23 protein-coding genes are annotated in these 23149 nt (G+C 70.9%); 14 read left to right on the top strand and 9 right to left on the bottom strand.

Going from position 1 to position 23149, the window contains the following annotated elements:
* Window positions 1-3: 3 nt before the first annotated feature.
* From hydA to OG439_RS24990, 3 genes are read right to left on the bottom strand one after another with little or no spacing between them, the layout of a single operon-like run.
* Complete coding sequence (gene hydA, locus OG439_RS25000) at window positions 4-1386, bottom strand: dihydropyrimidinase (protein ID WP_326943288.1); 1383 nt, start codon at window positions 1384-1386, stop codon at window positions 4-6.
* Window positions 1386-2168 carry a nitrilase-related carbon-nitrogen hydrolase gene (locus tag OG439_RS24995; RefSeq protein ID WP_326951613.1) on the bottom strand — a complete coding sequence of 261 codons (783 nt, stop codon included), beginning with the start codon at window positions 2166-2168 and terminating at the stop codon, window positions 1386-1388. Before OG439_RS24995 ends, hydA begins: the two co-directional genes overlap by 1 nt.
* Window positions 2169-2178: 10 nt before the next feature.
* Window positions 2179-3732 (bottom strand): NCS1 family nucleobase:cation symporter-1, encoded by a 1554-nt coding sequence (locus OG439_RS24990; protein ID WP_326943287.1) that lies wholly within the window; start codon window positions 3730-3732, stop codon window positions 2179-2181.
* A gap of 247 nt (window positions 3733-3979) precedes the next feature.
* Between OG439_RS24990 and OG439_RS24985 the strand changes: the two genes are divergently transcribed.
* The 3 genes from OG439_RS24985 (at window position 3980) to OG439_RS24975 (ending at window position 7545) form a co-directional block, all read left to right on the top strand.
* A complete protein-coding gene (locus OG439_RS24985) occupies window positions 3980-4672 on the top strand; it encodes a response regulator transcription factor (RefSeq protein WP_247055097.1) in 693 nt (230 codons plus the stop codon).
* Complete coding sequence (locus tag OG439_RS24980) at window positions 4669-5688, top strand: HAMP domain-containing sensor histidine kinase (RefSeq protein WP_326943286.1); 1020 nt, start codon at window positions 4669-4671, stop codon at window positions 5686-5688. The genes OG439_RS24985 and OG439_RS24980 overlap by 4 nt, the downstream gene beginning before the upstream one ends.
* Window positions 5689-6144: 456 nt before the next feature.
* Window positions 6145-7545, top strand: coding sequence for a DUF4153 domain-containing protein (locus tag OG439_RS24975; protein ID WP_326943285.1), 1401 nt, complete (start codon window positions 6145-6147; stop codon window positions 7543-7545).
* Window positions 7546-7650: 105 nt separating this feature from the next.
* Here OG439_RS24975 and OG439_RS24970 read toward each other — a convergent pair whose 3' ends face one another.
* Both OG439_RS24970 and OG439_RS24965 read right to left on the bottom strand, forming a co-directional pair.
* The gene (locus OG439_RS24970; protein WP_326943284.1) at window positions 7651-8013 is read right to left on the bottom strand and encodes an SSI family serine proteinase inhibitor; all 363 of its coding nucleotides are present in this window, start codon (window positions 8011-8013) and stop codon (window positions 7651-7653) included.
* 28 nt (window positions 8014-8041) lie between these two features.
* On the bottom strand, window positions 8042-9679 hold the full coding sequence (locus OG439_RS24965; RefSeq protein WP_326943283.1) for a PucR family transcriptional regulator: 1638 nt from the start codon (window positions 9677-9679) through the stop codon (window positions 8042-8044).
* Between the two features lie 145 nt (window positions 9680-9824).
* On the opposite strand from OG439_RS24965, the gene OG439_RS24960 reads away from it, so the two are divergent.
* Both OG439_RS24960 and OG439_RS24955 read left to right on the top strand, forming a co-directional pair.
* Window positions 9825-11315, top strand: coding sequence for a CoA-acylating methylmalonate-semialdehyde dehydrogenase (locus OG439_RS24960; RefSeq protein ID WP_326943282.1), 1491 nt, complete (start codon window positions 9825-9827; stop codon window positions 11313-11315).
* Between the two features lie 75 nt (window positions 11316-11390).
* Window positions 11391-12245, top strand: a complete 855-nt coding sequence (locus tag OG439_RS24955) for an aldo/keto reductase (protein WP_326943281.1) — start codon at window positions 11391-11393, stop codon at window positions 12243-12245.
* Window positions 12246-12353: 108 nt separating this feature from the next.
* Here the strand turns inward: OG439_RS24955 and OG439_RS24950 are convergent, their stop codons facing one another.
* From OG439_RS24950 to OG439_RS24935, 4 genes are read right to left on the bottom strand one after another with little or no spacing between them, the layout of a single operon-like run.
* Window positions 12354-12848 carry a hypothetical protein gene (locus OG439_RS24950; RefSeq protein WP_326943280.1) on the bottom strand — a complete coding sequence of 165 codons (495 nt, stop codon included), beginning with the start codon at window positions 12846-12848 and terminating at the stop codon, window positions 12354-12356.
* Entirely contained in the window at window positions 12845-14050 is a 1206-nt protein-coding gene (locus tag OG439_RS24945; RefSeq protein ID WP_326943279.1) for a hypothetical protein, read from the bottom strand. Before OG439_RS24945 ends, OG439_RS24950 begins: the two co-directional genes overlap by 4 nt.
* Window positions 14047-14358: a type VII secretion target gene (locus OG439_RS24940; protein WP_326943278.1), complete on the bottom strand. Its 312-nt coding sequence runs from the start codon at window positions 14356-14358 to the stop codon at window positions 14047-14049. The genes OG439_RS24945 and OG439_RS24940 overlap by 4 nt, the downstream gene beginning before the upstream one ends.
* A gap of 8 nt (window positions 14359-14366) precedes the next feature.
* A complete protein-coding gene (locus tag OG439_RS24935) occupies window positions 14367-14801 on the bottom strand; it encodes a YbaB/EbfC family nucleoid-associated protein (RefSeq protein ID WP_326943277.1) in 435 nt (144 codons plus the stop codon).
* Between the two features lie 211 nt (window positions 14802-15012).
* On the opposite strand from OG439_RS24935, the gene hrcA reads away from it, so the two are divergent.
* The 9 genes from hrcA (at window position 15013) to era (ending at window position 23148) form a co-directional block, all read left to right on the top strand.
* Complete coding sequence (gene hrcA, locus OG439_RS24930; RefSeq protein ID WP_247064483.1) at window positions 15013-16035, top strand: heat-inducible transcriptional repressor HrcA; 1023 nt, start codon at window positions 15013-15015, stop codon at window positions 16033-16035.
* A gap of 31 nt (window positions 16036-16066) precedes the next feature.
* The gene (dnaJ, locus tag OG439_RS24925; RefSeq protein WP_247055076.1) at window positions 16067-17239 is read left to right on the top strand and encodes a molecular chaperone DnaJ; all 1173 of its coding nucleotides are present in this window, start codon (window positions 16067-16069) and stop codon (window positions 17237-17239) included.
* A gap of 8 nt (window positions 17240-17247) precedes the next feature.
* Complete coding sequence (locus OG439_RS24920) at window positions 17248-18000, top strand: 16S rRNA (uracil(1498)-N(3))-methyltransferase (RefSeq protein WP_326943276.1); 753 nt, start codon at window positions 17248-17250, stop codon at window positions 17998-18000.
* Window positions 18001-18466: 466 nt separating this feature from the next.
* Window positions 18467-18826 (top strand): histidine triad nucleotide-binding protein, encoded by a 360-nt coding sequence (locus tag OG439_RS24915; RefSeq protein WP_326943275.1) that lies wholly within the window; start codon window positions 18467-18469, stop codon window positions 18824-18826.
* A 90-nt stretch (window positions 18827-18916) separates the two neighbouring features.
* Window positions 18917-19993: a PhoH family protein gene (locus OG439_RS24910; RefSeq protein ID WP_247055070.1), complete on the top strand. Its 1077-nt coding sequence runs from the start codon at window positions 18917-18919 to the stop codon at window positions 19991-19993.
* Entirely contained in the window at window positions 19990-20568 is a 579-nt protein-coding gene (gene ybeY / locus OG439_RS24905) for an rRNA maturation RNase YbeY (protein ID WP_326943274.1), read from the top strand. The genes OG439_RS24910 and ybeY overlap by 4 nt, the downstream gene beginning before the upstream one ends.
* 9 nt (window positions 20569-20577) lie before the next feature.
* The gene (locus OG439_RS24900; RefSeq protein WP_326943273.1) at window positions 20578-21924 is read left to right on the top strand and encodes a hemolysin family protein; all 1347 of its coding nucleotides are present in this window, start codon (window positions 20578-20580) and stop codon (window positions 21922-21924) included.
* Window positions 21917-22255: a cytidine deaminase gene (locus tag OG439_RS24895; protein ID WP_247055064.1), complete on the top strand. Its 339-nt coding sequence runs from the start codon at window positions 21917-21919 to the stop codon at window positions 22253-22255. The genes OG439_RS24900 and OG439_RS24895 overlap by 8 nt, the downstream gene beginning before the upstream one ends.
* The gene (gene era / locus OG439_RS24890; RefSeq protein ID WP_326943272.1) at window positions 22252-23148 is read left to right on the top strand and encodes a GTPase Era; all 897 of its coding nucleotides are present in this window, start codon (window positions 22252-22254) and stop codon (window positions 23146-23148) included. Before OG439_RS24895 ends, era begins: the two co-directional genes overlap by 4 nt.
* Window position 23149 lies beyond the last annotated feature (1 nt).

Genomic DNA, 23149 nt, shown 5'->3' with positions numbered 1-23149 from the left:
CTCCTAGTTCAGGTACTGGTTCAGCGAGCGGGACAGGAACTTGCCGTGCGACGTCGACCCGGTGAACCCGTCAGGCGACACGACAACCCGCCCACGGGACAGCACCGTGTGCACACGACCGGTCAGCTCGAACCCTTCGTACGCCGAGTAGTCCACGTTCATGTGGTGCGTCTCGGCCGACAGCGTCTGCGTCGCCGTCGGGTCGTAGACGACGATGTCGGCGTCCGAACCGGCGGCGATCACGCCCTTGCGCGGGTACAGCCCGAACATCCGCGCCGGCGTCGCCGAACACGTCTCGACCCAGCGCCCGAGCGTCAGCTCACCCGCGACGACGCCCTGGTGCAGCAGGTCCATCCGGTGCTCGACGCCGGGCATGCCGTTCGGGATCGCCCGGAAGTCGCCGCGGCCCAGCTCCTTCTGGTCCTTGAAGCAGAACGGGCAGTGGTCGGTCGACACCACGGACAGGTCGTTCGTCCGCAACCCGCGCCACAGGTCGGCCTGGTGCGACTTCTCCCGCAGTGGCGGCGAAGCGACGTACTTCGCGCCCTCGAAGTCCGGCTTCGCCAGGTCCTCGATGGACAAGTAGAGGTACTGCGGGCACGTCTCGGCGAAGACGTTCTGCCCCTCGTTGCGTGCCTCCGCGACCGCCGCAAGCGCTTGCGACGCCGACAGGTGCACGATGTAGAGCGGCGAGCCGGTGACCTTCGCGAGCTGGATCGCCCGTGACGTCGCCTCGCCCTCCAGCTCGGGCGGCCGGGTCAGGCCGTGCTGCACCGGGTCGGTCTTCCCGGCGGCCACCGCTTGCGCGGCCAGCTGGTCGATCGCGATGCCGTTCTCCGCGTGCATCATGATCGTGGCGCCGATCTCGCGCGCTTTCTGCATGGCCAGCAGGATTTCGCCGTCGGTCGAGTAGAACACGCCCGGGTAGGCCATGAACATCTTGAAGCTGCCGACCCCGGCGTCGACGCAGGCTTCCATCTCCTTCAGCGACTGGTCGTTGACGTCGGAGACGATCATGTGGAAGCCGTAGTCGATCGCGCAGTTGCCGTCGGCCTTGGTGTGCCACTTGTCCATCGTGGACAGCAGCGACGTGCCCTTGGCCTGCACGGCGAAGTCGATGATCGTCGTCGTGCCGCCCCAGGCCGCCGCCGTGGTGCCGGTGGCGAACGTGTCGACCGAGTGCGTGCCGCCGAACGGCATCTCCATGTGCGTGTGCGCGTCGATCCCGCCGGGCAGCACGTACTTGCCGGTGGCGTCGATCGTCTCGTCGCCGGACAGCGTGCCGGGCGCGCCGACGGCGGCGATGGTCTCGCCGTCGACCAGCACGTCCGCCAGTAGCGCGCCCGACGGCGAGACGACCTGGCCGCCCTTGATCAGGGTGGTCATCAGGCCTCCGTGAGGGGGCCGTAGGTGTCCGGCCGGCGGTCGCGGTAGAACGCCCACAGGTCCCGGACCTCGTCGACCAGGGTCATGTCGAGGTCGCGGATGACGACCTCGTCGTCGGTGTCGGACGCGGCGTCGCCGATCAGCTGGCCGCGCGGGTCGGCGAAGTACGTCTGGCCGTAGAAGTCGTTCTCGCCCAAGGGTTCCACGCCGACGCGGTTGATCGCGCCGACGAAGTACTCGTTCGCCACCGCGGCCGCCGGCTGCTCCAGCTTCCACAGGTACTGCGACAGGCCGCGGCTGGTCGCCGACGGGTTGAACACGATCTTCGCGCCCGCCAGGCCCAGCGCGCGCCAGCCCTCCGGGAAGTGCCGCTCGTAGCAGATGTAGACGCCGATGCGGCCCACGGCGGTGTCGAACACCGGGTAGCCCAGGTTGCCGGGCCGGAAGTAGAACTTCTCCCAGAACCCCTTGACCTGCGGGATGTGGTTCTTGCGGTGCTTGCCGAGGTACGTGCCGTCGGCGTCGATCACCGCGGCGGTGTTGTAGTACACGCCGGGCTGCTCGACCTCGTACATCGGCACGATCAGCACCACGCCGTGGCGCTCGGCGACCTCCTGCATGAGCTTGGTCGTCGGCCCGTCCGGGATGCCCTCGGTGTAGGAGTAGAACTCGGTGTCCTGCACCTGGCAGAAGTAGGGGCCGTAGAACAGTTCCTGCAGGCAGACGACCTGGGCGCCCTGCGAGGCGGCGGAGGCGATGTGGTCCACCGCCGCCTTGATCATGGACTCCTTGTCACCCGTCCACCGCTGCTGGATCAATGCGGCTCGGACCACGCTCACTGGCTTCCTCCTTGTTCGATGATGCGGACAGGGCGGCGAAGACGACGAACGCCGAGACGAAGCCGACCACCCAGTTGTAGTCGTAAAGCGGCTTGAGGAACGGGATGAGCCCGCTGTCGGGGAACGGCCCGCCATACGCACCACCGACCGAAAGAACGGCTCCGACCAGCGTCGCGACCAGTGCGCGCCAGTTCCAGCCGCCGCTGAACCAATACACCCCATCGGGTGTGTAGAGGTCCTTCAGCTTGAGTTTCGTGCGGGCGATCACCCAGTAGCCGGCCACCAGCACGCCGGCGACCGCGCCGAGCAGGCCGCCGTAGAAGCCGAGCCACGCGAAGATGTAGATGTTCGGGTCGGAGTAGAGGCGCCACGGCTGGATCAGGATGCCGATGACGCCGGTGATCCCACCGCCGATCGCGAAGGTGATCTTCTTCGGGAAGGCGTTGGAGAAGTCGTAGGACGGGCTGACGACGTTGGCCGCGAGGTTCGCCGAGATCGTCGCGAGCACCAGCGCGACCAGCGCGACGACGACCACGACCGGGCTGGTGAACTTGTCGGCCAGCTGCGCCGGGTCCCAGATGTCCTCGCCGTAGAGCACGTGCCCGCCCGACGTGGTCAGGATGGCGACGATCGCGATGAACGTCATCGTCGTCGGCAGGCCGAGGATCTGGCCGCGGACCTGCTTGCGCTGGCTGCCGCCGAAGCGGGTGAAGTCCGGCATGTTCAGCGAGAGCGTCGACCAGAACGCGATCATCGCCATCAGGGACGGCGCGAACACCTTCCAGAAGTCCGGGCCCCAGCCGAGCTTGCCGCCGTCGGCCAGGATCGGGCCGAGCCCGCCCGCCTTGACCAGCACGTAGCCGAGCATGATCAGGAAGCCGACCGACACCAGCGGCGCCGTCCAGTTCTCGAACCGGCGGACCGCGTCCATGCCGCGCCAGATGATCAGCATCTGGCCGATCCAGAAGACCACGAAGGACAGCCAGAGCGTCCAGTGCTGCCCGGCGATCTCCGGCGCGTCCCGCCACCACGAGCCGAGCAGGCGCCCGAGGATGACGTAGATGGCCTCGCCGCCGACCCAGGTCTGGATGCCGAACCAGCCGCACGCGATGAACGCCCGCAACAGCGCGGCCAGGTTGGCGCCGCGCATGCCGTAGAAGGCGCGGGCGAACACCGGGAACGGGATGCCGTACTTCGTGCCGGCGTGGCTGTTGAGCAGCATCGGCGCCAGCACGACCAGGTTGCCGATGGTGATGGTGATGAGCGCCTGCACCCAGTTCATGCCGAGGGCGATCAGCGACGCGGCCAGTGCGTAGCTGGGGATGTTGTGGGCCATCCCCATCCAGAGCGCGAAGTAGTTGTAGGTGGTCCAGGTTCGCTTTTCGACGGGGACGGGGGCCAGTTCGTCGTTGAAGAACCGGCTGCCTTCGAGAGACCGGACGTCACCGGGTTCGAGCTCGACCCGGCCGTCCTCGTGCACGCGCTGGTCTGCGGGTGTCGGCGCCATTGCGGAATCTTCCGCGCCGGTGCGCGCGGGTGGCATTGGCAGACTGTTCACTCTTCGCCGCGTCGGAACGCAGACTGTCGATTGCGTTCACGTCGTGGCAATGCATGACGTACGTCACACATCACGCCGTAGTCCTCACGCAACCTCCTCGCAACACGCAGGCCTCGTGACCTGCCGGTTCGCGTCTCCACAAGATCTCCACAGTTCGCGCCGACCGTCTCCACCTCCGGTGCTTAAAGTCGCCCCTATGGAACTGGGTGGGCGGCGCGTGCTGGTCGTCGAGGACGACGTCACGATCGCCGCGTCGATCGCGGCCCGGCTGCGGGCCGAAGGGTTCACCGTGGACGTCGCCCACGACGGGCCGGCCGCCGTCGAGGCCGAAGCTTCGCTCGAGCCGGACCTGGTGGTGCTGGACGTGATGCTCCCGGGCTTCGACGGCCTGGAGGTCTGCCGCCGGATCCAGGGGCGGCGGCCGGTGCCGGTGCTCATGCTGACCGCGCGCGCCGACGAGACGGACATGCTGGTCGGGCTCGGCGTCGGTGCCGACGACTACCTGACGAAGCCGTTCTCGATGCGGGTCCTGACGGCCCGCGTGCACGCGCTGCTGCGACGCGTCGAGCGGTCCTCGTCCGCGCACGGTGCGCGGATCGTGCTGGGCGACCTCGAGATCGACGTCGACCAGCGGCGCGTCGCCCGGGCCGGGGTGGCGGCGCAGCTGACGCCGATCGAGTTCGACCTGCTGGTGCACTTCGCGCGGCGGCCGCGTGTGGTGCAGCCGCGGGAACGGCTGCTCTCGGAGGTGTGGGCCTGGGACGTGCACGGCACGTCCGCGGGGACGCGAGCGGTGGACAGCCACATCAAGGCCCTGCGGCGGAAGCTCGGCGCGGACCTGATCCGCACCGTGCACGGCGTCGGCTACGCGCTGGAGGCGGGATCGTGAAGCGCGTCATCGTGACGGTGGCCGAGCTGCTGCCGCGGCCGCTCGACCGCGTCCGGTCGATCAAGCTGAAGCTGGCGATCCTGATGCTCGCGTCCGGCGGGGTCGCGTTCGCGTTCTTCAACTGGCAGATCGGCTGGCTGCCGCCGAAGACGACGATCACCGCGATGGTGCTGGCCCTGGTGCTCTCGCAGGTGCTGGCGCACGGGATGACCCGGCCGCTGCGCGAGATGACGGCGGCCGCGCGGGAGATGGCGAAGGGCGACTACACGCGTCGCATCCGCGCCACCACGCGCGACGAGGTGGGCGAGCTGGCGCAGGCGTTCAGCCAGATGGCGGGCGACCTCGGCGACGCGGACCGGCAGCGCCGCGAGCTGGTGGCGAACGTGTCCCACGAGCTGCGGACGCCGATCACGGCGTTGAGCGGAGTGCTCGAGAACCTCGTCGACGGCGTCGAGGACCCGGACCCGGCGACGTTGAAGACGGCGCTGCAGCAGACCGAGCGGCTGGCGACGCTGGTCGACGAGCTGCTGGACCTGTCGCGGCTGGACGCGGGCGCGATCCCGCTGCACAAGACGTCGTTCCCGCTGGCCGGGTTGTTGTCGGACGTCGTCGGCGAGGCGGCTTTCGCGGGCCGCGGGGTGCGGTTCGAGGTGGCGGTGACGCCGCCGGAAGCGGTGGTGACGGCGGACCGCGGCCGGCTGTTCCAGGTGGTCGCGAACCTGCTGGAGAACGCGGCCCGCCACGGCCCCGCGGGCGGCGTGGTGCGGATCCTCGCGGAGACGCGGGTGGGCGAGGTGCGCATCGACGTGTGCGACGAAGGCCCGGGCATCGCCCCGGCGGACCGCACGAGGGTCTTCGAGCGCTTCACGCGCGGCGAGCGCCCGACCGGCGGCGGCACGGGGCTGGGACTGGCGATCGCGCGGTGGGCGGTGGAGCTGCACGGCGGGTCGATAGGCGTGGTGGAGCCATCGGCGGGAACCGGCGGCCGGATCCGGGTGACCCTCCCGACGGCCTGAGTGCCGGGGGTCGTGAGTGGTAATGCGGGTTAGAACCCTCATTGCCACTCACGAGAACCCGAGCACAGCGGACTTTGACATTTGCGAACGTGAACGCGAGTGCGCGAGAAAGCAGGCGAGATGCCCAAGTCCAGTGTCGGTGGCGGCGGTGTGCCGAGGGGGAAGCGCCCGGCCGGGCCTCGGGTGGCGGAGACGCCGGAGGGTTCGGGTGATGCGGGTGGTCCGGCCGCGCCGGTTGACGCGACCGGAGCGGGGAGGGGCGGCGCGCGGCGGGGCGGAGTGGGCGCGGGAGGTGGCGGCGCTCGGCCGGGTGCAGTGGCCGGTGGCGGGCCGGGATTTGGTGCTGCCGTGGGGCCGGAACCAGGGATGGGTGGTGGGGCGGGTGCGGGTGGTGGGGTGGCCATCGCCGCGCCGCCGGTGTTGATGCGGCCCTTGCCACCGCCCAAGTCTGCTGTGGTGCCACTGCCTCCGGCCGTGTTGCCGGCCGCCGGGGTGGCTGGGGTCGTCGCCGCGCTGGTGCTGCCTGTCTGGCGGCCCGGGATCGGGTGGCTGCTCAGCGGGATCGCCGTCGTCGGGGCCGTCGTCGTCGCCGATCGGCGGGCTCGGGACGGCCGAGACGGGACCTTCACCTGGCGCAACGCCGGGTGGGCCGCCCTCGCCCTCGCGTTGCTGAGCATGGGGGCCGTCCGGGCGTCCGGGTGGCTGTTCATCCTCTGCGTGCTGGGGGCCGTCGTCAGTGGATCGCTGGCACTGGTGGGGAAGCGGACCGTCCACAGCGTTCTCTACGACGTGCTCGCCGTTCCGCTCGAAGCTCTGCGGGCGGTTCCGTGGGCCGGGCGCGGACTCGGGAAGTTCACCGCCCGCCGCGACGGTGTGGCCCGGCGGATCGCGCTCGCCGTGCTGGCCGCCGCGGTGCTCGTCGCCGTCTTCGTGCCGCTGCTCGCCAGTGCCGACGCCGCCTTCGCCGCGCTCGTTCGCGCGATGATCCCCGACCTCAGCGTCGCGACCGTCGCGCGGTGGTGTCTCGTCTTCGTCGTCGCTGCATCGGTCGTCGCCGGGTCCTGTTACTTCCTCGCCGCGCCACCGCCTCGGGCGACGTCCGACCGTCCACATCGGAGCAAATATGGTCTGGAGTGGACAGTCCCGCTCGTCGTTCTCGTGCTGCTCTTCAGCGTCTTCGTCGCGGTCCGGCTGGTGGCGCTCTTCGGTGGCACCGAGTACGTCCTGCGCACCAGCGGCCTGACCGCGGCCGAATACGCCAGAGGCGGCTTCTGGCAGCTCTGCGCGGTGACGGTGCTGACGCTCGCCATCGTCGCCGCCGCGTTGCGCTGGGCGCCGGACGTCACCCGGGCCGACCGGCTCCGCCAGCGTGTCCTGCTCGGGGCGCTCAGCGGGCTCAGCCTGGTGCTCGTCGGGTCCGCGTTGAGTCGCATGTGGACCTACCAGGAGGCCTACGGCTTCACGGTGTTGCGGCTGCTGGTCGAAGTCTGCGAGCTGTGGTTCGGCGCGGTTTTCGTGCTGGTGATCGCTTCGCTGGTCAAGCTGCGCTCGACGTGGCTGCCCCGCGCGGCCATCGGCACCGCCGCCGCGGCGCTGCTGACGCTCGCCCTCCTCGATCCGGAACGGCTCATCGCCGACGCCAACCTCGACCGCGCCGCCGCCGGAAAGCCCCTGGACCACAGCTATCTCGAGGAGTTCTCCGCGGACGTCGTCCCGGTCGTCTCGGCGCGGCTGCCCGAGCCGGTGCGCACCTGCGTGCTGCGGCGGATCCTCGCCGACGACACCCCGGACGGCTGGCCCGCCTGGAACCTCAGCCGCTCCACGGCACGCGAGGTCACCCTCGGCCGGTGCGGCTGAACCGAACGGCGCGTTCGTGCGTGGTCCATGAGGTCGAGCGGGAGCCACCGGGCCGTCGTGGGGGCGGCCCGGCGGCTCCCGCGCGCGAAAACCGATGAAACCCGCTCAGAAGGCGAACACGTCGTCGGAGTCGCGGACGGCCTCGCAGCGGTTGGCGTAGGTCGTGCGGAACGACACCGGCTTGCCGCGCCAGGTGCCGACCACCGTGATGTCGACCGGGGCGTAGATCAGCGTGCACGCCTGGTGCCGGCCGCGGATGCGGGCGAAGTCGCCGTTCACGCCTTCGAGGACGTCGCACGCCTTCCCGCGCTTCGGGTGCGTGCCGCCGGTCGGGTCGCAGGTCAGCACGACCGAGCCGATCCGGTCGGCGGTGTCGTGGCTGGTCAGCTGCAACGTCGACGCCGGCGGCTGCGCGGGCGCGAGACAGCTCAGGCTCAGCAGGCAGGTAGCGAACGGGAGGAGGGCCATATCGGTCTCATCGGCAGGCCGAAGGTGATCACTGTGCTGCACGTCCGGGTGAGTCTTCTTCGCTCGGCCGGGTGAGGTCCACCGCCAGCAGCGCGACGTAGAGCGAGAGCATCGACTCCGGCTCCTCCAGGCGGACGCCGAGGACCTGCTCGATCCGGGCGAGCTGCTGGTAGTACGCCGTCCGCGAGGTGTGCGCGGCCGCGGCCGCCGCGGACTTGTTGCCGCCCTGCTCGCAGTAGTGCCGCAGCGCCTGCACGAGCCGGCTGCCGGACGCGGCGTCGCGGTGCAGCAACGGCCCCAGCTCGCGGGTCGCGAACGCCGTCACCCGCTCGTCCCCGGCCAGCAGGTGCAGCAGGCCGCGCAGCCGGACGTCGGACAGCCGGTGCAGCACCCGCTCCTCACCCGCGCCCAGGGCGGCGGCCGCGACCTGCCCGGCTTCCAGCAGCGTCCGGCTCGCCTCGGCGGGCGAGAGCACCGTGGTGCCGACCGCGAGCACCCCCGGCGCGCTGCTGCGAGCCTCGTGGACGTCGGTGGCGAGCCGCTGCAGCACCGCGTCGGCGTTCGCCTCCGGGGACAGCGCGATCAGCGCCCGCACCCCGATGTCGTCGGTCGCCACCAGCGCCGACACCTTCGCGCGGCGCGCGGCCAGCGCCGTCGCCTCGGCCAGCTCGCGCAGCACCGGCGGGGTCGACAACGCCGGCCGTCCGGTGCCGGTGAACCGCGGCCGCACCGCGAGGCCGACCAGTTGCCGCCCGGCCAGCGGCACGGCCAGCGCGGACGCCCGGGCCAGCAGCTCCGCCGCCGGCGCGGGCGACGCCAGCAGCTCGGCGAGCACCGCGCGGTGGGCCTGGCGCTCCAGGCCGTCGGAGTCCTTGGCGACCAGCCGGTGCACGGCGAGCGCGGACGCGGCGCGTTCGGCGACCACGCGGTGGCGGTGCGGCGGCTGGTCGGCGCACACGACGATCAGCCGCGCCCAGTCGTGGCCGCGCGCGCCGACGATCGTGACCAGCCAGCCCGCGTTCGCGTGGTAGCCGGTGCGCTCGCCGACCTGGACCACCCGGGACCGCGCGGGCCAGCCGGTGAGCAGCTCGGCCGGGTCGGTGCCGGCCGCGTCGTAGGCCAGCACCTCGTGCGAGAGCGTCTCCAGCACCACCGGCTGCTCGGTGAGCCGCGCGACCTCGCCCAGCACGACGCCGGGTTCGGCGCCCGCGACCGTGAGCGCGGTGAACGTCTCGTGCACCCGCTCGGCCGCGCGCAGCTCGGCGACCTGGGCGTCGACGATCTGGCCGTTGACGGCTTCGGTGACGCTCACGAACCGCGTCTCACGCGACAGCGTGACCAGCGGGAACCCGTGCGCGTCGGCGGCCTCGACCAGGGCCGCGGGCAGCTTGTCGCTCCAGTGCCGGACCAGCTCGATCACCAGGCCGGCGGCGCCGACGCCGGCCAGGTCGGCGACGTAGCGGGCCAGCGACGGGCCGTCGTCGGGCAGCGCGACGCCGGTCGTCAGCACCAGCTCGCCGCCGCGCAGCAGGTGCGCGATGTCGGCGACCTCGGCGACGTGCGCCCAGCGCACGGGCGCGTCCAGCCCGGCGGCGCCCGCGACGACGTGCGGCCGGCCCTGACGCAGCACCGGCAGCGCGAGCACGTCGGCCACGGTCGGGTACACGGCACCTCGCTGGTGATGGTTGCGATGATCGGCAGGGGACAGACTGTACGGCCGGGGCGGCGAGTCCGTACACGTTGCCGATGGCGTCCGCGTGGCGCCCGCCCGGACACTCGCAGGGACGTCCCCGAGCGAAGGAGTGCCCGTCGTGACCGACCGCATCAGCCACTGGATCGACGGCAAGCCGTTCACCGGGACCCCGGCCCGCACCGGCGACGTCTTCGACCCCGCCACCGGCCAGGTCCGCGCGCAGGTCGACTTCGCCGGGCCGGCCGAGGTCGACCAGGCCGTGGCGGCCGCGGCCGCGGCGCTGCCGGGCTGGCGCGGGACGTCGCTGGCCGGCCGGACGCGGGTCCTGTTCGCCTTCCGCGAGCTGCTCTCGGCGCGCAAGCACGAGCTGGCGAAGATCGTCACGAGCGAGCACGGCAAGGTCGAGTCCGACGCGGCCGGCGAGATCGCCCGCGCGATCGAGAACGTCGAGTACGCCTGCGGGGCCGCGCAGCTGCTCAAGGGCGGCTTCAGCGAGAACGCCTCCACCGGCGTCGACGTCTACTCGATCGCCCAGCCGCTCGGCGTCGTCGGCGTGATCTCGCCGTTCAACTTCCCGGCCATGGTGCCGCTGTGGTTCGTGCCGAACGCGCTGGCCTGCGGCAACACCGTCGTGCTCAAGCCCAGTGAGAAGGACCCGTCGGCGGCGGTGTTCCTCGCCGAGCTGTTCGCCGAGGCCGGGCTGCCCGCGGGCGTGCTCAACGTGCTGCACGGCGACAAGGTCGCGGTCGACGGCCTGCTGGAACACCGCGACGTCAAGGCGATCTCGTTCGTCGGGTCGACGCCGATCGCGCGGTACGTCTACGAGACCGGCACCCGCCACGGCAAGCGCGTCCAGGCTCTCGGCGGGGCGAAGAACCACATGATCGTGCTGCCGGACGCCGACCTCGACCTGGCCGCCGACGCCGCGGTGTCGGCCGGGTTCGGCTCGGCGGGGGAGCGCTGCATGGCCGTGTCGGTCGTGGTGGCCGTCGACCCGGTCGGCGACGAGCTGGTCGCGAAGATCGCCGAGCGGATCGGGAACCTGAAGGTCGGCGACGGGCGTGACCCGGAGTCCGAGATGGGCCCGCTGGTCACCCGCGCCCACCACGAGCGCGTCGAGTCCTATGTGGACGCCGGGGTCGGGGCGGGCGCGGCGCTGGTCGTCGACGGCCGCGGCGTCGAGGTGCCCGGCGACGGCTTCTGGCTCGGCCCGACGCTGTTCGACCACGTGCGCCCGGAGATGTCGATCTACACCGACGAGATCTTCGGCCCGGTGCTGTCGGTGGCGCGCGCGGCGTCCTACGACGAGGCCCTGGACCTGGTCAACGCCAACCCGTACGGCAACGGCACGGCCATCTTCACCGGCGACGGCGCGGCCGCGCGGCGGTTCCAGAACGAGGTCGAGGTCGGCATGGTCGGCGTCAACGTGCCGATCCCGGTGCCCGTCGGCTACTACTCCTTCGGCGGCTGGAAGGACTCGCTGTTCGGTGACAGCCACGCGTACGGGCCGGAGGGCTTCCACTTCTTCACGCGCACCAAGGTCGTCACCTCGCGCTGGCCCGACCGGTCGCACGCCGGGGTGAACCTGGGGTTCCCGCGCAATTCCTGACGTGATCCGGGATTGTCCGGGGCGCTCCGCGGGTTGAGACCCGGTGGAGCACCCCGGACGACGATGGGACGAAAGATGAGTGCGAAGAACTCTGGCACCTTCACGATCGGTGGCGACCTGCCGGTGACCCGGCTGGGGTACGGCACGATGCAGCTCACCGGGCCAGGCGTCTGGGGTGACCCGAAGGACCCGGAGGAGGCCGTGCGCGTGCTGCGGCGCGCCGTCGAGCTGGGTGTCACGCTGATCGACACCGCCGACGTCTACGGCCCGTTCGTCGCCGACCTGCTGCTGAAGAAGGCCCTGCACCCGTACGCCGACGACCTCGTCATCGCGACCAAAGCCGGCTTCACCCGGCAGGGCCCGAACGAGTGGATCCCGGTCGGCCGGCCCGAGTACCTGCGCCAGCAGGTCGAGCTGAGCCTGCGCCACCTCGGCCTGGAGCGGATCGACCTGCTGCAGCTGCACCGGATCGACCCGAAGGTGCCGGTCGCCGAGCAGATCGGGGAGCTGAAGAAGCTGCAGGACGAGGGCAAGATCCGGCACATCGGCCTGTCCGAGGTCGGCGTCGCGGACCTGCAGGAGGCGCAGAAGACCGCGGAGATCGTGTCCGTGCAGAACATGTTCAACCTGGTCAAGCGCGACGCCGAGCCGCTGCTGGAGCACGCCACCGAGCACGGCATCGCGTTCATCCCGTGGTTCCCGCTGGCCACCGGCGCGCTCGCCGGCCCGGACAGCCCGCTGAGCACCCTGGCCAAGGAGCACGACGCGTCGCCGTCGCAGCTCGCGCTGGCCTGGCTGCTCAAGCGCTCGCCGGTGGTGCTGCCGATCCCGGGCACGTCGTCGGTCGCGCACGTCGAGGACAACATCGCGGCGGCGGACATCGAGCTGACGGACGCCGAGTTCGACGCCCTGTCCGAGGCGGCCGCCTAGCGCTCGGCTCCGGTCGTGAGTGTTCAGGGCGGTTCTAACCGCCCTGAACACTCACGACCAGCCGCGGCAGACCGCACGCCGGAACCTGCCGGCGGTTCCGGTGCCGCGTCAGGCGGGGAGCACGTTGATCAGCAGCTTGCTGCGCGGCGTGATCAGCACGGTGTTGACCCGGTCCGGCCGGATCCGCCCGCGGAGCTCGCGCTCCAGCGGGTAGGTCCGGCCGCCGGCGCGCAGGCTGAACGTCTCGATGCTCTTGAACCCGGCCGGGCTGTGGTGCAGGCCGATCGGGTACTCGTCGGTGAGGCGCGCGGTGTCGAAGTCGTGCGTCCAGCCGGTGACGGCGAGCAGCCGCCCACCGGTGGCGTCGGCGAGCCGCCGCCAGCTGATGTAGGCGAACCAGGCGGTCAGCGCCAGGATCGGGACTACGGTGCCCAGCACCTCGCCCGCGGTGTCGGCCACCGTCGCGACGAGCACCGCGACCACCACCCCGGCGACCGCCACCACCGCGGCGGCCCAGAAGTTGAGGTCGAGCAGCTTCCCGCGCTGGGCGGGGTGGAGCTGCCCGTTGCGGTTGGCCAGCTCCACCTCGGCCTGCTCGATCACTCGCCCTCGCCTTCGGGGTGTTCCTTTTCGTAGGCCTCCGTGGCCTCGTGGTTCCGGTCGATCTGCTCGTTCTCCTGGCGGCGGCCCTCGGTCACGACGCCGACGGTGTCGGCCGTGCTCCAGTGCACCTTCTCGTTCGGGTCGAGCAGCTTGTGCTGGTTCAGCACGCTACGGCCCTCCTCGGAGTACTTCTCGCCGGGACCTTCGAGCTTCTCGCGGCCGGGCACGTGCTCCTTGGCGGCGTCGCTCCACCCCTTGGCCGTTTCCTCGGCGGTCTTCGCCTCCTTGCCGGCCTGCTTCAGCTCGTTGGCCTTGCGCTCGATGCCCGCGGCCGTGTCGACGCTCTTGTCCACCAGCTTGTCGACGCCCTTGCCGACCTTCTTCAGCGCGTTGGCCGCGCCTTCGAGGGCCGCCTTCGACTTGCCGGCGCCCTTGGCCAGGCTCTCCAGCTTCTCGACGACCTTCGTGATGCGCGTGCTGATCTTCTCCGCGAGCACCCCGCCCTCGACGACGGAGTCGGCGATGAACGCCGCGATCGTGCCGCCGAAGGTGCACCACGACGCCGCGAGCGCGGCCAGCGCCTTGACGATCAGCTCGCCGACGAACGACGAGATCAGGTCGCGGATCAGCCCGCGCTCGGTGCCGACCAGCGCGGCGCCGACGTTCATCGCCGTCGACGCGCTGTCGGCGTGCGAAGCCGCTCCGCGCAGGACGCCGACGTAGCTCTCCGCCGTCCGCTGGTAGGCCTCCGCGGAGCCGCAGTCGCTGAACGACTGCCCGACCTTCGCCGCCTTCTGCTCGTACTGCTCGGCCGTCTCGGTGAGCTGCTTCGAGATGTTCGACCAGGTCACGGCCTTGGCGGTGACGGCTTCGGGCTTGCCGGCGAGCTTGTCGAGGCCGTCCTTGAGGAAGCTGATGTGCTCGATCAGCCAGCCGACACCCGCGCTGGCCAGCGTCCCGAGCGGGTCCATTGCCGCGCCGAGCAGGTCGAGGGCGTCGGTGCCGACGTCCATGGCGAGGTTGCCCCAGTCGCCGTTGCGGGCGTCGGTCAGCGTCGAGGCGGCGTCGCTGAAGATGCCGGCGCCGCCGGTCTGGGCGTTGACGTTGTCCAGCTCGCCCTTCGAGCCGTCGCCCATCCCGCTCCAGAAGCCGCCGGCCGACTCGCTCGTCGCGACGAGGGGGTTCTCCTGCGTCTCGGTCATGCCGGCAGCTCCTTGCCGATGCCTTCGATGAGGCTCTTCGTGTGCTGCTCGTGCTCGCTGAACGCCGTGTGCGCGGTCTTCACCCGGTCCGCGACGTCGTGCCCGGCGTCGACGGCGGCCTGGAGGAGGCCGTCGGCCTGGTCGACCCACCCCTGGATCGGGACGGCGAAGACCTGCCCGACGATGCCGAACGCGTCGAAGTCGAGCGCCTGGGCGGTGCCCGCGGCGTCGAGCGCCTGCTGCACCCGGCCGGCGATCTCGCGGATCTCGTCCTCGTGGCCGCCGAGGACGTCGAAGTCGACCTTCATGGCCGTCATCACAGCCCCCGGCGCAGGATCGGGCCGCCGAAGTCCTCTTCGTCACCCGGCCGCGGCGGCGGTTTCCGGGGGAAATCCCGAGGTGATTCCTCTTCGGGCAATTCGGGCTCCGGAATCTGTTCCCGGAGGAATTTCATCGCGTCGCTGCCGGCGCCGATCACCGGTGCCATCACGCTCGTCAGCTGCTGGGCCGCCTGCACCTGGGCGCGTTTCGCGGTGGCCACGACGGCGGCGGCGAGGCGGGCGCGCGGCAGCTCGTCGGCGCGCGGCCCGAAGGTGAGTTCCTGCAGCGCACCGCTGGTGTTGACGGTCACCGTGACGGCGCCGTCGGCGCTCGTGGCCGTCGCCGAGATGTGCTGGAGCCGGACCTTGGCCTCCGCGGCGCGCCGGGCGATTTCGGGCATACCGGCCGAAGCGGGTTCAGTGGTGTTCACGGCGACCTCGAAAGTCGGGGGAGGGCATGCGGATCAGAGGCAGCAAACCCCGTTTCGGTTCCGCCGACAACCCGGAAAATCTTTCCGAGAACAACGCATGGGAATTCATTTATCCGTTCTTTACCCGGGGCGAGACGGGCGGTGTTGAGCGCGACCGGCTCAGGCTTCCGTAAACTCGGCATGAGCAGCGAGCGAAGTGGGTGAGGAACGGGTGGCCAACGCGGACGAACGCCGCTTCGACGTGCTGCGCGCGATCGTCGCCGACTACGTCTCCAACCAGGAGCCGGTCGGCTCGAAGACGATCGTCGAACGGCACAACCTGGGCGTGTCCAGCGCGACCGTGCGCAACGACATGGCCACCCTCGAAGAAGAGGGCTACATCACCCAGCCGCACACCAGCGCCGGGCGGATCCCGACCGACAAGGGCTACCGGCTCTTCGTCGACCGGCTGTCCGAGATCAAGCCGCTGAGCGCGGCCGAGCGCCGCGCGATCACGACGTTCCTCGACAGCGGCACGGACCTCGACGACGTCCTGCGCCGCTCGGTCCGGCTGCTCGCGCAGCTGACCCGGCAGGTCGCCGTCGTCCAGTACCCGATGCTGACCAACGCCGCGGTGCGCCACCTCGAAGTGGTGCCGCTGACCCCGGCCCGGCTCATGCTGGTGCTGATCACCGACTCCGGCCGCGTCGACCAGCGGACCGTCGACCTCGGCGACGTCATCACCGAGGACGGCGTCGCGCGGTTGCGCACGGTGCTCAACGCCGCGATGGCCGGCCGGCGGCTCAACGAGGCCGCCGCGCGCGTCGCCGAGCTGCCCGACAAGTCGCCCGGCGAGCTGCGCGACGCGCTCATCCGCGTGTGCACGGTGCTGGTCGAGTCACTGGCCGAACACCCCGAAGAACGCCTGGTCCTGGGCGGTACGGCGAACCTCACCCGCAACGTCGCGGACTTCCCCGGCTCGCTGCGCCAGGTCCTCGAAGCGCTCGAGGAGCAGGTCGTCGTCCTCAAGCTCCTCGCCGCCACCCGCAACCCCGGTGCGATCACGGTGCGCATCGGTGAGGAAAATGAGGACGAGCAGATGCGCAGCACCTCGGTCGTCTCGATCGGATACGGCCAGGACATGGTGCTCGGCGGCATGGGGGTGGTCGGCCCGACCCGGATGGACTACCCCGGCACGATCGCCGCGGTGCGCGCGGTCGCCAACTACGTGGGTCAGATCCTGTCCGGCCGCTGAGCCGGGCAGAGCAGAAGGAGAAGCAGAGACGGTGGCGAGGGACTACTACGGCATCCTCGGGGTGGCGAAGAACGCGAGCGACCAGGACATCAAGCGCGCGTACCGGAAGCTGGCCCGAGAGCTGCACCCCGACGTCAACCCGTCGGAGGACGCGCAGCACAAGTTCGGCGAGGTGACGACCGCCTACGAGGTGCTGTCCGACCCGCAGAAGCGCAAGATCGTCGATCTCGGCGGCGACCCGATGGACGGCGGCGGCCGCGGCGGCGCGGGGGGCGGCGACCCGTTCGCCGGCTTCGGCGGCCTCGGCGACATCATGGACGCCTTCTTCGGCGCGGCCGGTGGCGGCGGAGGCGGTCGCGGGCGTGGCCCGCGCAGCCGCGTCCAGCCCGGTTCGGACGCCTTGATCCGGCTCGGCCTCAGCCTCGAGGACTGCGCGACCGGCGTGGACAAGGAGATCGCGGTCGACACCGCGATCGTCTGCGACCTCTGCCGCGGCGCGGGCACCACCGAGGGCACCGGCGTCAAGACCTGTGACACCTGCGGCGGCGCCGGCGAGGTCCAGTCCGTCCAGCGGTCCTTCCTCGGCCAGGTCGTCACGGCCCGCCCCTGCCCGGTCTGCCGCGGCTTCGGCGAGGTCATCTCCGACCCCTGCCGCCAGTGCGGCGGCGACGGCCGCATCCGCGCCCGCCGCAACGTCACCGCGAAGATCCCGCCGGGCGTCGGCGACGGCATGCGCATCCGGCTGTCCGGCCAGGGCGAGGTCGGCCCCGGCGGCGGCCCGGCAGGCGACCTCTACGTCGAGATCGACGAGACCCCGCACGAGGTCTTCGTCCGCCAGGGCCACGACCTGCACTGCAACTTCCGCATCCCGATGACCACGGCCGCGCTCGGCGCCACGGTGCCCATAGCGACCCTCGTCGACGGCGACTACGAACTCGATGTCGAACCGGGCACCCAGCCCAACGCCGAGCTGGTCCTCACCGGCAAGGGCATGCCCCGGCTGCGGTCCTCGGGCCGCGTCGACGGCCGCGGCGACCTCCACGTCCACATCGACGTCGTCGTCCCGACCAAGCTCGACGAGGCCCAGCGCGAGCTGCTCATGGACCTCGCCACGCAGCGCGGTGAGGAAGTCCCGACCCTGGCGTCCAACGGCAACAAGCACGGCGGGCTGTTCTCCAAGCTGCGCGCCAAGAACCACCGCTGAGCTGCGCTGTGCCTGACACCACCCTGCCGGTCTTCCTCGCCGAATCGGTGCCCGCGTCCGGGCGCACCGTGCTCGACGGCGAGGAAGCCCGGCACGCGGCGACCGTCCGCCGGCTGCGCGCGGGGGAGCGGCTGATCCTCTCCGACGGCGCCGGCGGCCTGGCCCGCTGCGTCGTCGACGCCGTGCAACCCGGCCGCGACGCGCAGCTGACCCTCACGATCGAAGAACGCTGGACCGAGGAACCACCCGCACTGCGCGTCGTGGTGGCGCAGGCCCTCGCCAAGGGCGACCGCGGCGAACTCGCCGTCGAACTCGCCACCGAGGCCGGCGCCGACGCCATCGTCCCCTGGCGCGCCGCCCGCAGCGTCGCCAAGTGGGACGACGGCGGCCGCGGCGACAAGGCCCTCGCCCGCTGGCGCACCACCGCCCGCGCCGCCGCGAAGCAGGCCCGCCGCGCGCACGTCCCCGACGTCACCGAACCCGTCGGCACCCGCGAGCTCGCCGGCCTCGCCGCGACGATGTCCCTGGTCATCGTCCTCGAGTCCGACGTCCCCGACCGCCTCACCGACCTGACGCTGCCCGACACCGGCGACATCCTCCTCGTCGTCGGCCCCGAGGGCGGCATCACCGACGACGAACTCCACACCCTCCGCGAAGCCGGCGCCCGGGCCGTCCGCCTCGGCACGACCGTCCTGCGCACCTCCACCGCCGCGGCGGTCGCCCTCGGCGCGCTGGGCGCCCTCACCACCCGGTGGCAGTGAAAAGATCACCCCCGAAAAAAAGGCTGGATTTTGCGCCCAGTTATGGCGCGATCACGCTCCGACCCGTTACTCTCGTTTACTAACGCGCCACACAGTGTTTCGGCGCGCTACTGGGAAAACACAGACCCCGCCGGGCACCTCCCCCCTCGGTCCGGCGGAGCCGCGCAAGCGGCGGATCGACCCCCAGGATCCGCCGCTGCGCGGCATCTTCCGCTTCGCTTGCCTCGCTTCGCTTCGGCTGCTTCGCGTTCGCGATGCCCTCTGGGGGTCAAACCCCCAGACCCCCAGCCGGGGCAAGCCCCGGACCCCCGCGGCTTTTGTGTTTCTCTCGTTCAAAAGGCGCGTTCCTTGCTCGGGCCTTCGGCCCTCGCCTCGTGTGGTCGGGTTGCTTGCTTGCTCGCTTCACTCGCTTCACTCGCATCGCTCGTGTGGTCGCCTAGGCGGCTTGGTCGCTAGGGTTTGTTCTATGAGTGAGGACGAGACGCTCTTCGAGCGGATCATTGCTGGTGAGATCCCTGCCGATGTTGTGTACTCAGACGAGGCGACCTTTGCGTTCCGGGATATTCGGCCTCAGGCTCGGGTTCATGTGCTTGTGGTGCCCAAGAAGCGGTATCGGAACCTTGGGGAGCTTGCCGCTGCTGATCCGTCTCTCTTGGGTGAGGTTGTTGCTACTGCTCGTAAGGTTGCTGAGCTTGAGGGCATCCTCGGGAGTGGGTATCGGGTGGTTTTCAACACTGATGGGGATGCCGGGCAGACTGTGTTCCACGTGCATGCTCATGTGCTTGGTGGGGAGCCCTTGGGGTTCTTCGGGGCTCATGCGGGCTGATTAGCGGAAACCCGTCTGCGTTCTGTCGGTGGGTGCCAGTAGCATCGAGGGGTCAGTAGTCCCTCACCGAGAAAGCAGGGCCGAGGCCACGTGGCCGGAACCGCACCGGGTGGAGCCGCCCGACCCGACGTCCCCGGAGACGTCCCCAAGACCGACGACAGCGCTGCCACGCAGGCGGCCCAGTCCCGGTTCCCGATCCCCGACGCCGCCGCCCTCAGCCTGCTCGGCTCCCGCGACGAGAACCTGCGTGTCGCCGAGGAGCTCCTCGCCGCCGACGTGCACGTGCGCGGCAACGAGGTCACCCTGACCGGCACCCCGGCCGACGTCGCCTTCGCCGAACGCGTCTTCGCCGAGCTCGTCACCCTCGCCACCGGCGGGCAGCAGGTCGGGCCGGACACCGTCCGGCGCACGATCGGGATGCTGAGCACCGGGGACGCGTCCCCGGCCGAGGTGCTCAGCCTCAACATCGTCTCCCGCCGCGGCAAGACCATCCGGCCCAAGACGCTCAACCAGAAGCGCTACGTCGACGCCATCGACAAGCACACCGTCGTCTTCGGCATCGGCCCGGCAGGCACCGGCAAGACCTACCTCGCCATGGCGAAGGCCGTCCAGGCCCTCCAGGCGAAGCACGTCACCCGCATCGTGCTCACCCGCCCGGCCGTCGAAGCCGGCGAGCGCCTCGGCTACCTGCCCGGCACCCTCAACGAGAAGATCGACCCCTACCTGCGGCCGCTCTACGACGCGCTGCACGACATGGTCGAGCCCGAGTCGATCCCGCGGCTCATGCAGGCGGGCACCATCGAGATCGCGCCGCTCGCCTACATGCGCGGCCGGACGCTGAACGACGCCTTCATCATCCTCGACGAGGCCCAGAACACCACGCCCGAGCAGATGAAGATGTTCCTCACCCGGCTCGGCCAGGGCTCGAAGATCGTCGTCACCGGTGACATCACCCAGGTCGACCTGCCCAACGGGCAGCGCAGCGGCCTCCGCGTCGTGCGCGACATCCTCGGCGGCGTCGAAGGCCTGCACTTCGCCGAACTGACCAGCCAGGACGTCGTCCGGCACAAGCTCGTCGGCGACATCGTCGACGCCTACGAGAAGTGGCAAGCCGTGCAGGACGCCCAGGACCAGCAGAGCAACGGCTGGAAGGGCACCCGGCGTTGAGCATCGAAATCGCCAACGAGTCCGGCGTCGACGTCGACGAGACGTCCATCGTCTCCGCGGCCCGCTACGCCCTCGACAAGATGGAGGTCAGCCCGCTCGCCGAGCTGTCCATCCTCCTGGTCACCCTCGAAGTCATGGAAGACCTCCACGAACGCTGGATGGACCTGCCCGGCCCCACCGACGTCATGGCCTTCCCGATGGACGAGCTCGACTCCTCCCGCCGCCCCGACGCGCCCGACGCGTCCCCGGCGCTGCTCGGGGACATCGTGCTCTGCCCGGCGTTCGCGAAGGACCAGGCCAAGACCGCGGGCCACCGCCTGATCGACGAGCTGCACCTGCTCACCGTGCACGGCTGCCTCCACCTCCTCGGCTACGACCACGCCGAACCCGCGGAGGAACGCGAGATGTTCGCCCTCCAGAAGCGCATCCTCGGCGAGTACCAGGACGCCGTCGCCGCCCTGGAGAAACGCAACGCCCAGCGCAACACCGACGACCGCGTCCTCGGCATCGCCGGACTCGACGCGGACGCCGGGCCGGCCGTGGACGCCGGGCCAGCCGCCGGGGAAACGTCCTAGGCGCCAGCCATGGTCCAGCTCCTCTTCGCGATCGCGCTCGTGCTCCTCGCGGGCGTGTTCGCGGCGGCCGACGCCGCCGTCAGCACCGTCTCGCAGGCCCGGGCCGACGGCCTCGCCCGGATGGGCGTGCCCGGCGCCGGGCACCTCGCCGCGGTCATCGCCGAGCGGCGCCGGCACATCAACCTGCTGCTCCTGCTGCGCCTCGGCTGCGAGCTCACGGCCACCGTGCTGGTCACCGTCTTCGTCGGCACCCGGCTGCGGCCGCTCGGCCTCGCCGTGCTGGTCACGGCGGTCGTCATGATCGTCGTGAGCTACGTCCTCATCGGCGTCGGCCCGCGCACCCTCGGCCGCCAGCACCCGTACCGCATCGGCCGCTACGTCGCCGGGCCCGTCCGCGTCCTCGGCTCGGTCCTCGGCCCGCTGTCCCGGCTGCTGATCCTCGTCGGCAACGCCATCACTCCCGGCCAGGGCTTCCGGGAAGGCCCGTTCAGCTCCGAGGTCGAGCTGCGCGAGCTCGTCGACCTCGCCCAGGAACGCGGCGTCGTCGAGGACTCCGAGCGCGAGATGATCCACTCGGTGTTCGAGCTCGGCGACACCGTCGCCCGCGAGGTCATGGTGCCGCGCACCGAGATCGTCTGGATCGAGCGCACGAAGACCATCCGCCAGGCCCTCGCACTCGCCCTGCGCACCGGCTTCACCCGGCTCCCGGTGATCGACGAGTCCGTCGACGACATCGTCGGCGTCGTCAACATCAAGGACCTCATGGCCGGGTACATGGACCCGGACGGCCCGAGCACCGTCGTCGACACGCTGATGAACGAGGCCGGCTTCGTCCCCGACTCCAAGCGGCTCGACGAGCTGCTCAAGGAGATGCAGCGCTCGCACAACCACATGGCCATCGCGGTCGACGAGTACGGCGGCACCGCGGGCCTGCTCACCATCGAGGACGTCCTCGAGGAGATCGTCGGCGAGATCACCGACGAGTCCGACGCCGACGAGCGCCCCGAGGTCGAAGAGCTCGACGACGGCGCGGTCCGCGTCTCGTCCCGGATGGGCATCGACGACCTCGGCGAGCTGTTCGGCATCGACCTCGAAGACCACGACGTGGAGACCGTGGGCGGGCTGCTCGCGGAACGACTGGGTAGGGTCCCGCTACCGGGGGCCGAAGCCGAGGTCGCCGGCCTCCGGCTGTTCGCCGAAGGCGGCAAGGATCGACGCGGCCGCATGCGCATCACCTCGGTGGTGGTGCACCCGGCCGACGCCGACGCGATGACCGACCCGGCCGACCGGACCACCCGGCGCCGCACGCGCCTGCCCCACCCCGACGAACGCGACAGGAGCGTCGAACATGCCTGACCTCGAGGCGGAGGACCAGAAGCTGGTCACCCTCGCCCGGTCCTCGCGCGCCCGGATCCAGGCCTCGGAAGGCGCGGCCGTCCGCGACACCGACGGCCGCACGTACACCGCGGGCACGGTCGACCAGCCGTCCTTCAAGCTCACCGCGCTGCAGGCCGCCGTGGCCGCCGCGCTCTCCAGCGGCGCCGAAGGCATCGAAGCCGCCGCCGTCGTCACCGGGGAGGGCCTGCTCAAAGAGGCGTCCCGGCACGCGATCCGCGACATCGCCAAGTACGCGCCGATCATCCTGGCCGACCCGGCTGGCGACGTCATCGAGGTGCTGAAGCGATGACCGAACACCGTTCCGGCTTCGCTTGCTTCGTCGGCCGGCCCAACGCGGGCAAGTCGACGCTGACCAACGCGCTCGTGGGCACCAAGGTCGCGATCACGTCGAGCAAGCCGCAGACCACCCGCCACGCGATCCGCGGCATCGTGCATCGCGAGGACGCCCAGCTCGTCCTCATCGACACCCCCGGCCTGCACCGCCCGCGCACGCTGCTCGGCCAGCGGCTCAACGACATCGTGCACACGACGTGGTCCGAAGTGGACGTCGTCGGCCTGTGCGTGCCGGCCAACGAGAAGATCGGGCCCGGCGACAAGTTCATCGCCGCCGAGCTGGAGAAGATCGCCAAGCGCACGCCGGTCATCGGCATCGTCACCAAGACCGACCTGGTCCAGCCGCAGCAGGTCGCCGAGCAGCTGCTGGCGCTGCAGAACGTGATGGACTTCGCCGAGCTGATCCCGGTGTCCGCTGTGGACGGCTTCCAGGTCGGCGCGCTCGCGGACCTGCTCGTCACGAGGCTCCCCGAGGGCCCGCAGCTCTACCCGGGCGGCGAGCTCACCGACGAACCCGAGCAGACGCTGGTCGCCGAGCTCATCCGCGAGTCGGCGCTGGAAGGCGTCCGCGACGAGCTGCCGCACTCGATCGCCGTCACCGTCGAGGAGATGCTGCCCCGCGAAGGCCGCGACGACCTCATCGACGTGCACGCGTTCCTCTACGTGGAGCGGCCCAGCCAGAAGGGCATCATCCTCGGGCACAAGGGCGAGCGGCTGCGCGAGGTCGGCGCCACCGCCCGCAAGAACATCGAGGCGCTGCTCGGCTCGAAGGTCTACCTCGACCTGCACGTCAAGGTGGCCAAAGAGTGGCAGCGCGACCCCCGCCAGCTGCGCCGGCTCGGGTTCTGAC

This window comes from Amycolatopsis sp. NBC_01307 (assembly GCF_035975215.1).
Taxonomy (GTDB): Bacteria; Actinomycetota; Actinomycetes; order Mycobacteriales; family Pseudonocardiaceae; genus Amycolatopsis.
Note: the sequence above shows the minus strand (reverse complement) of the source record. Positions and strands in the feature narration are given on the sequence as shown.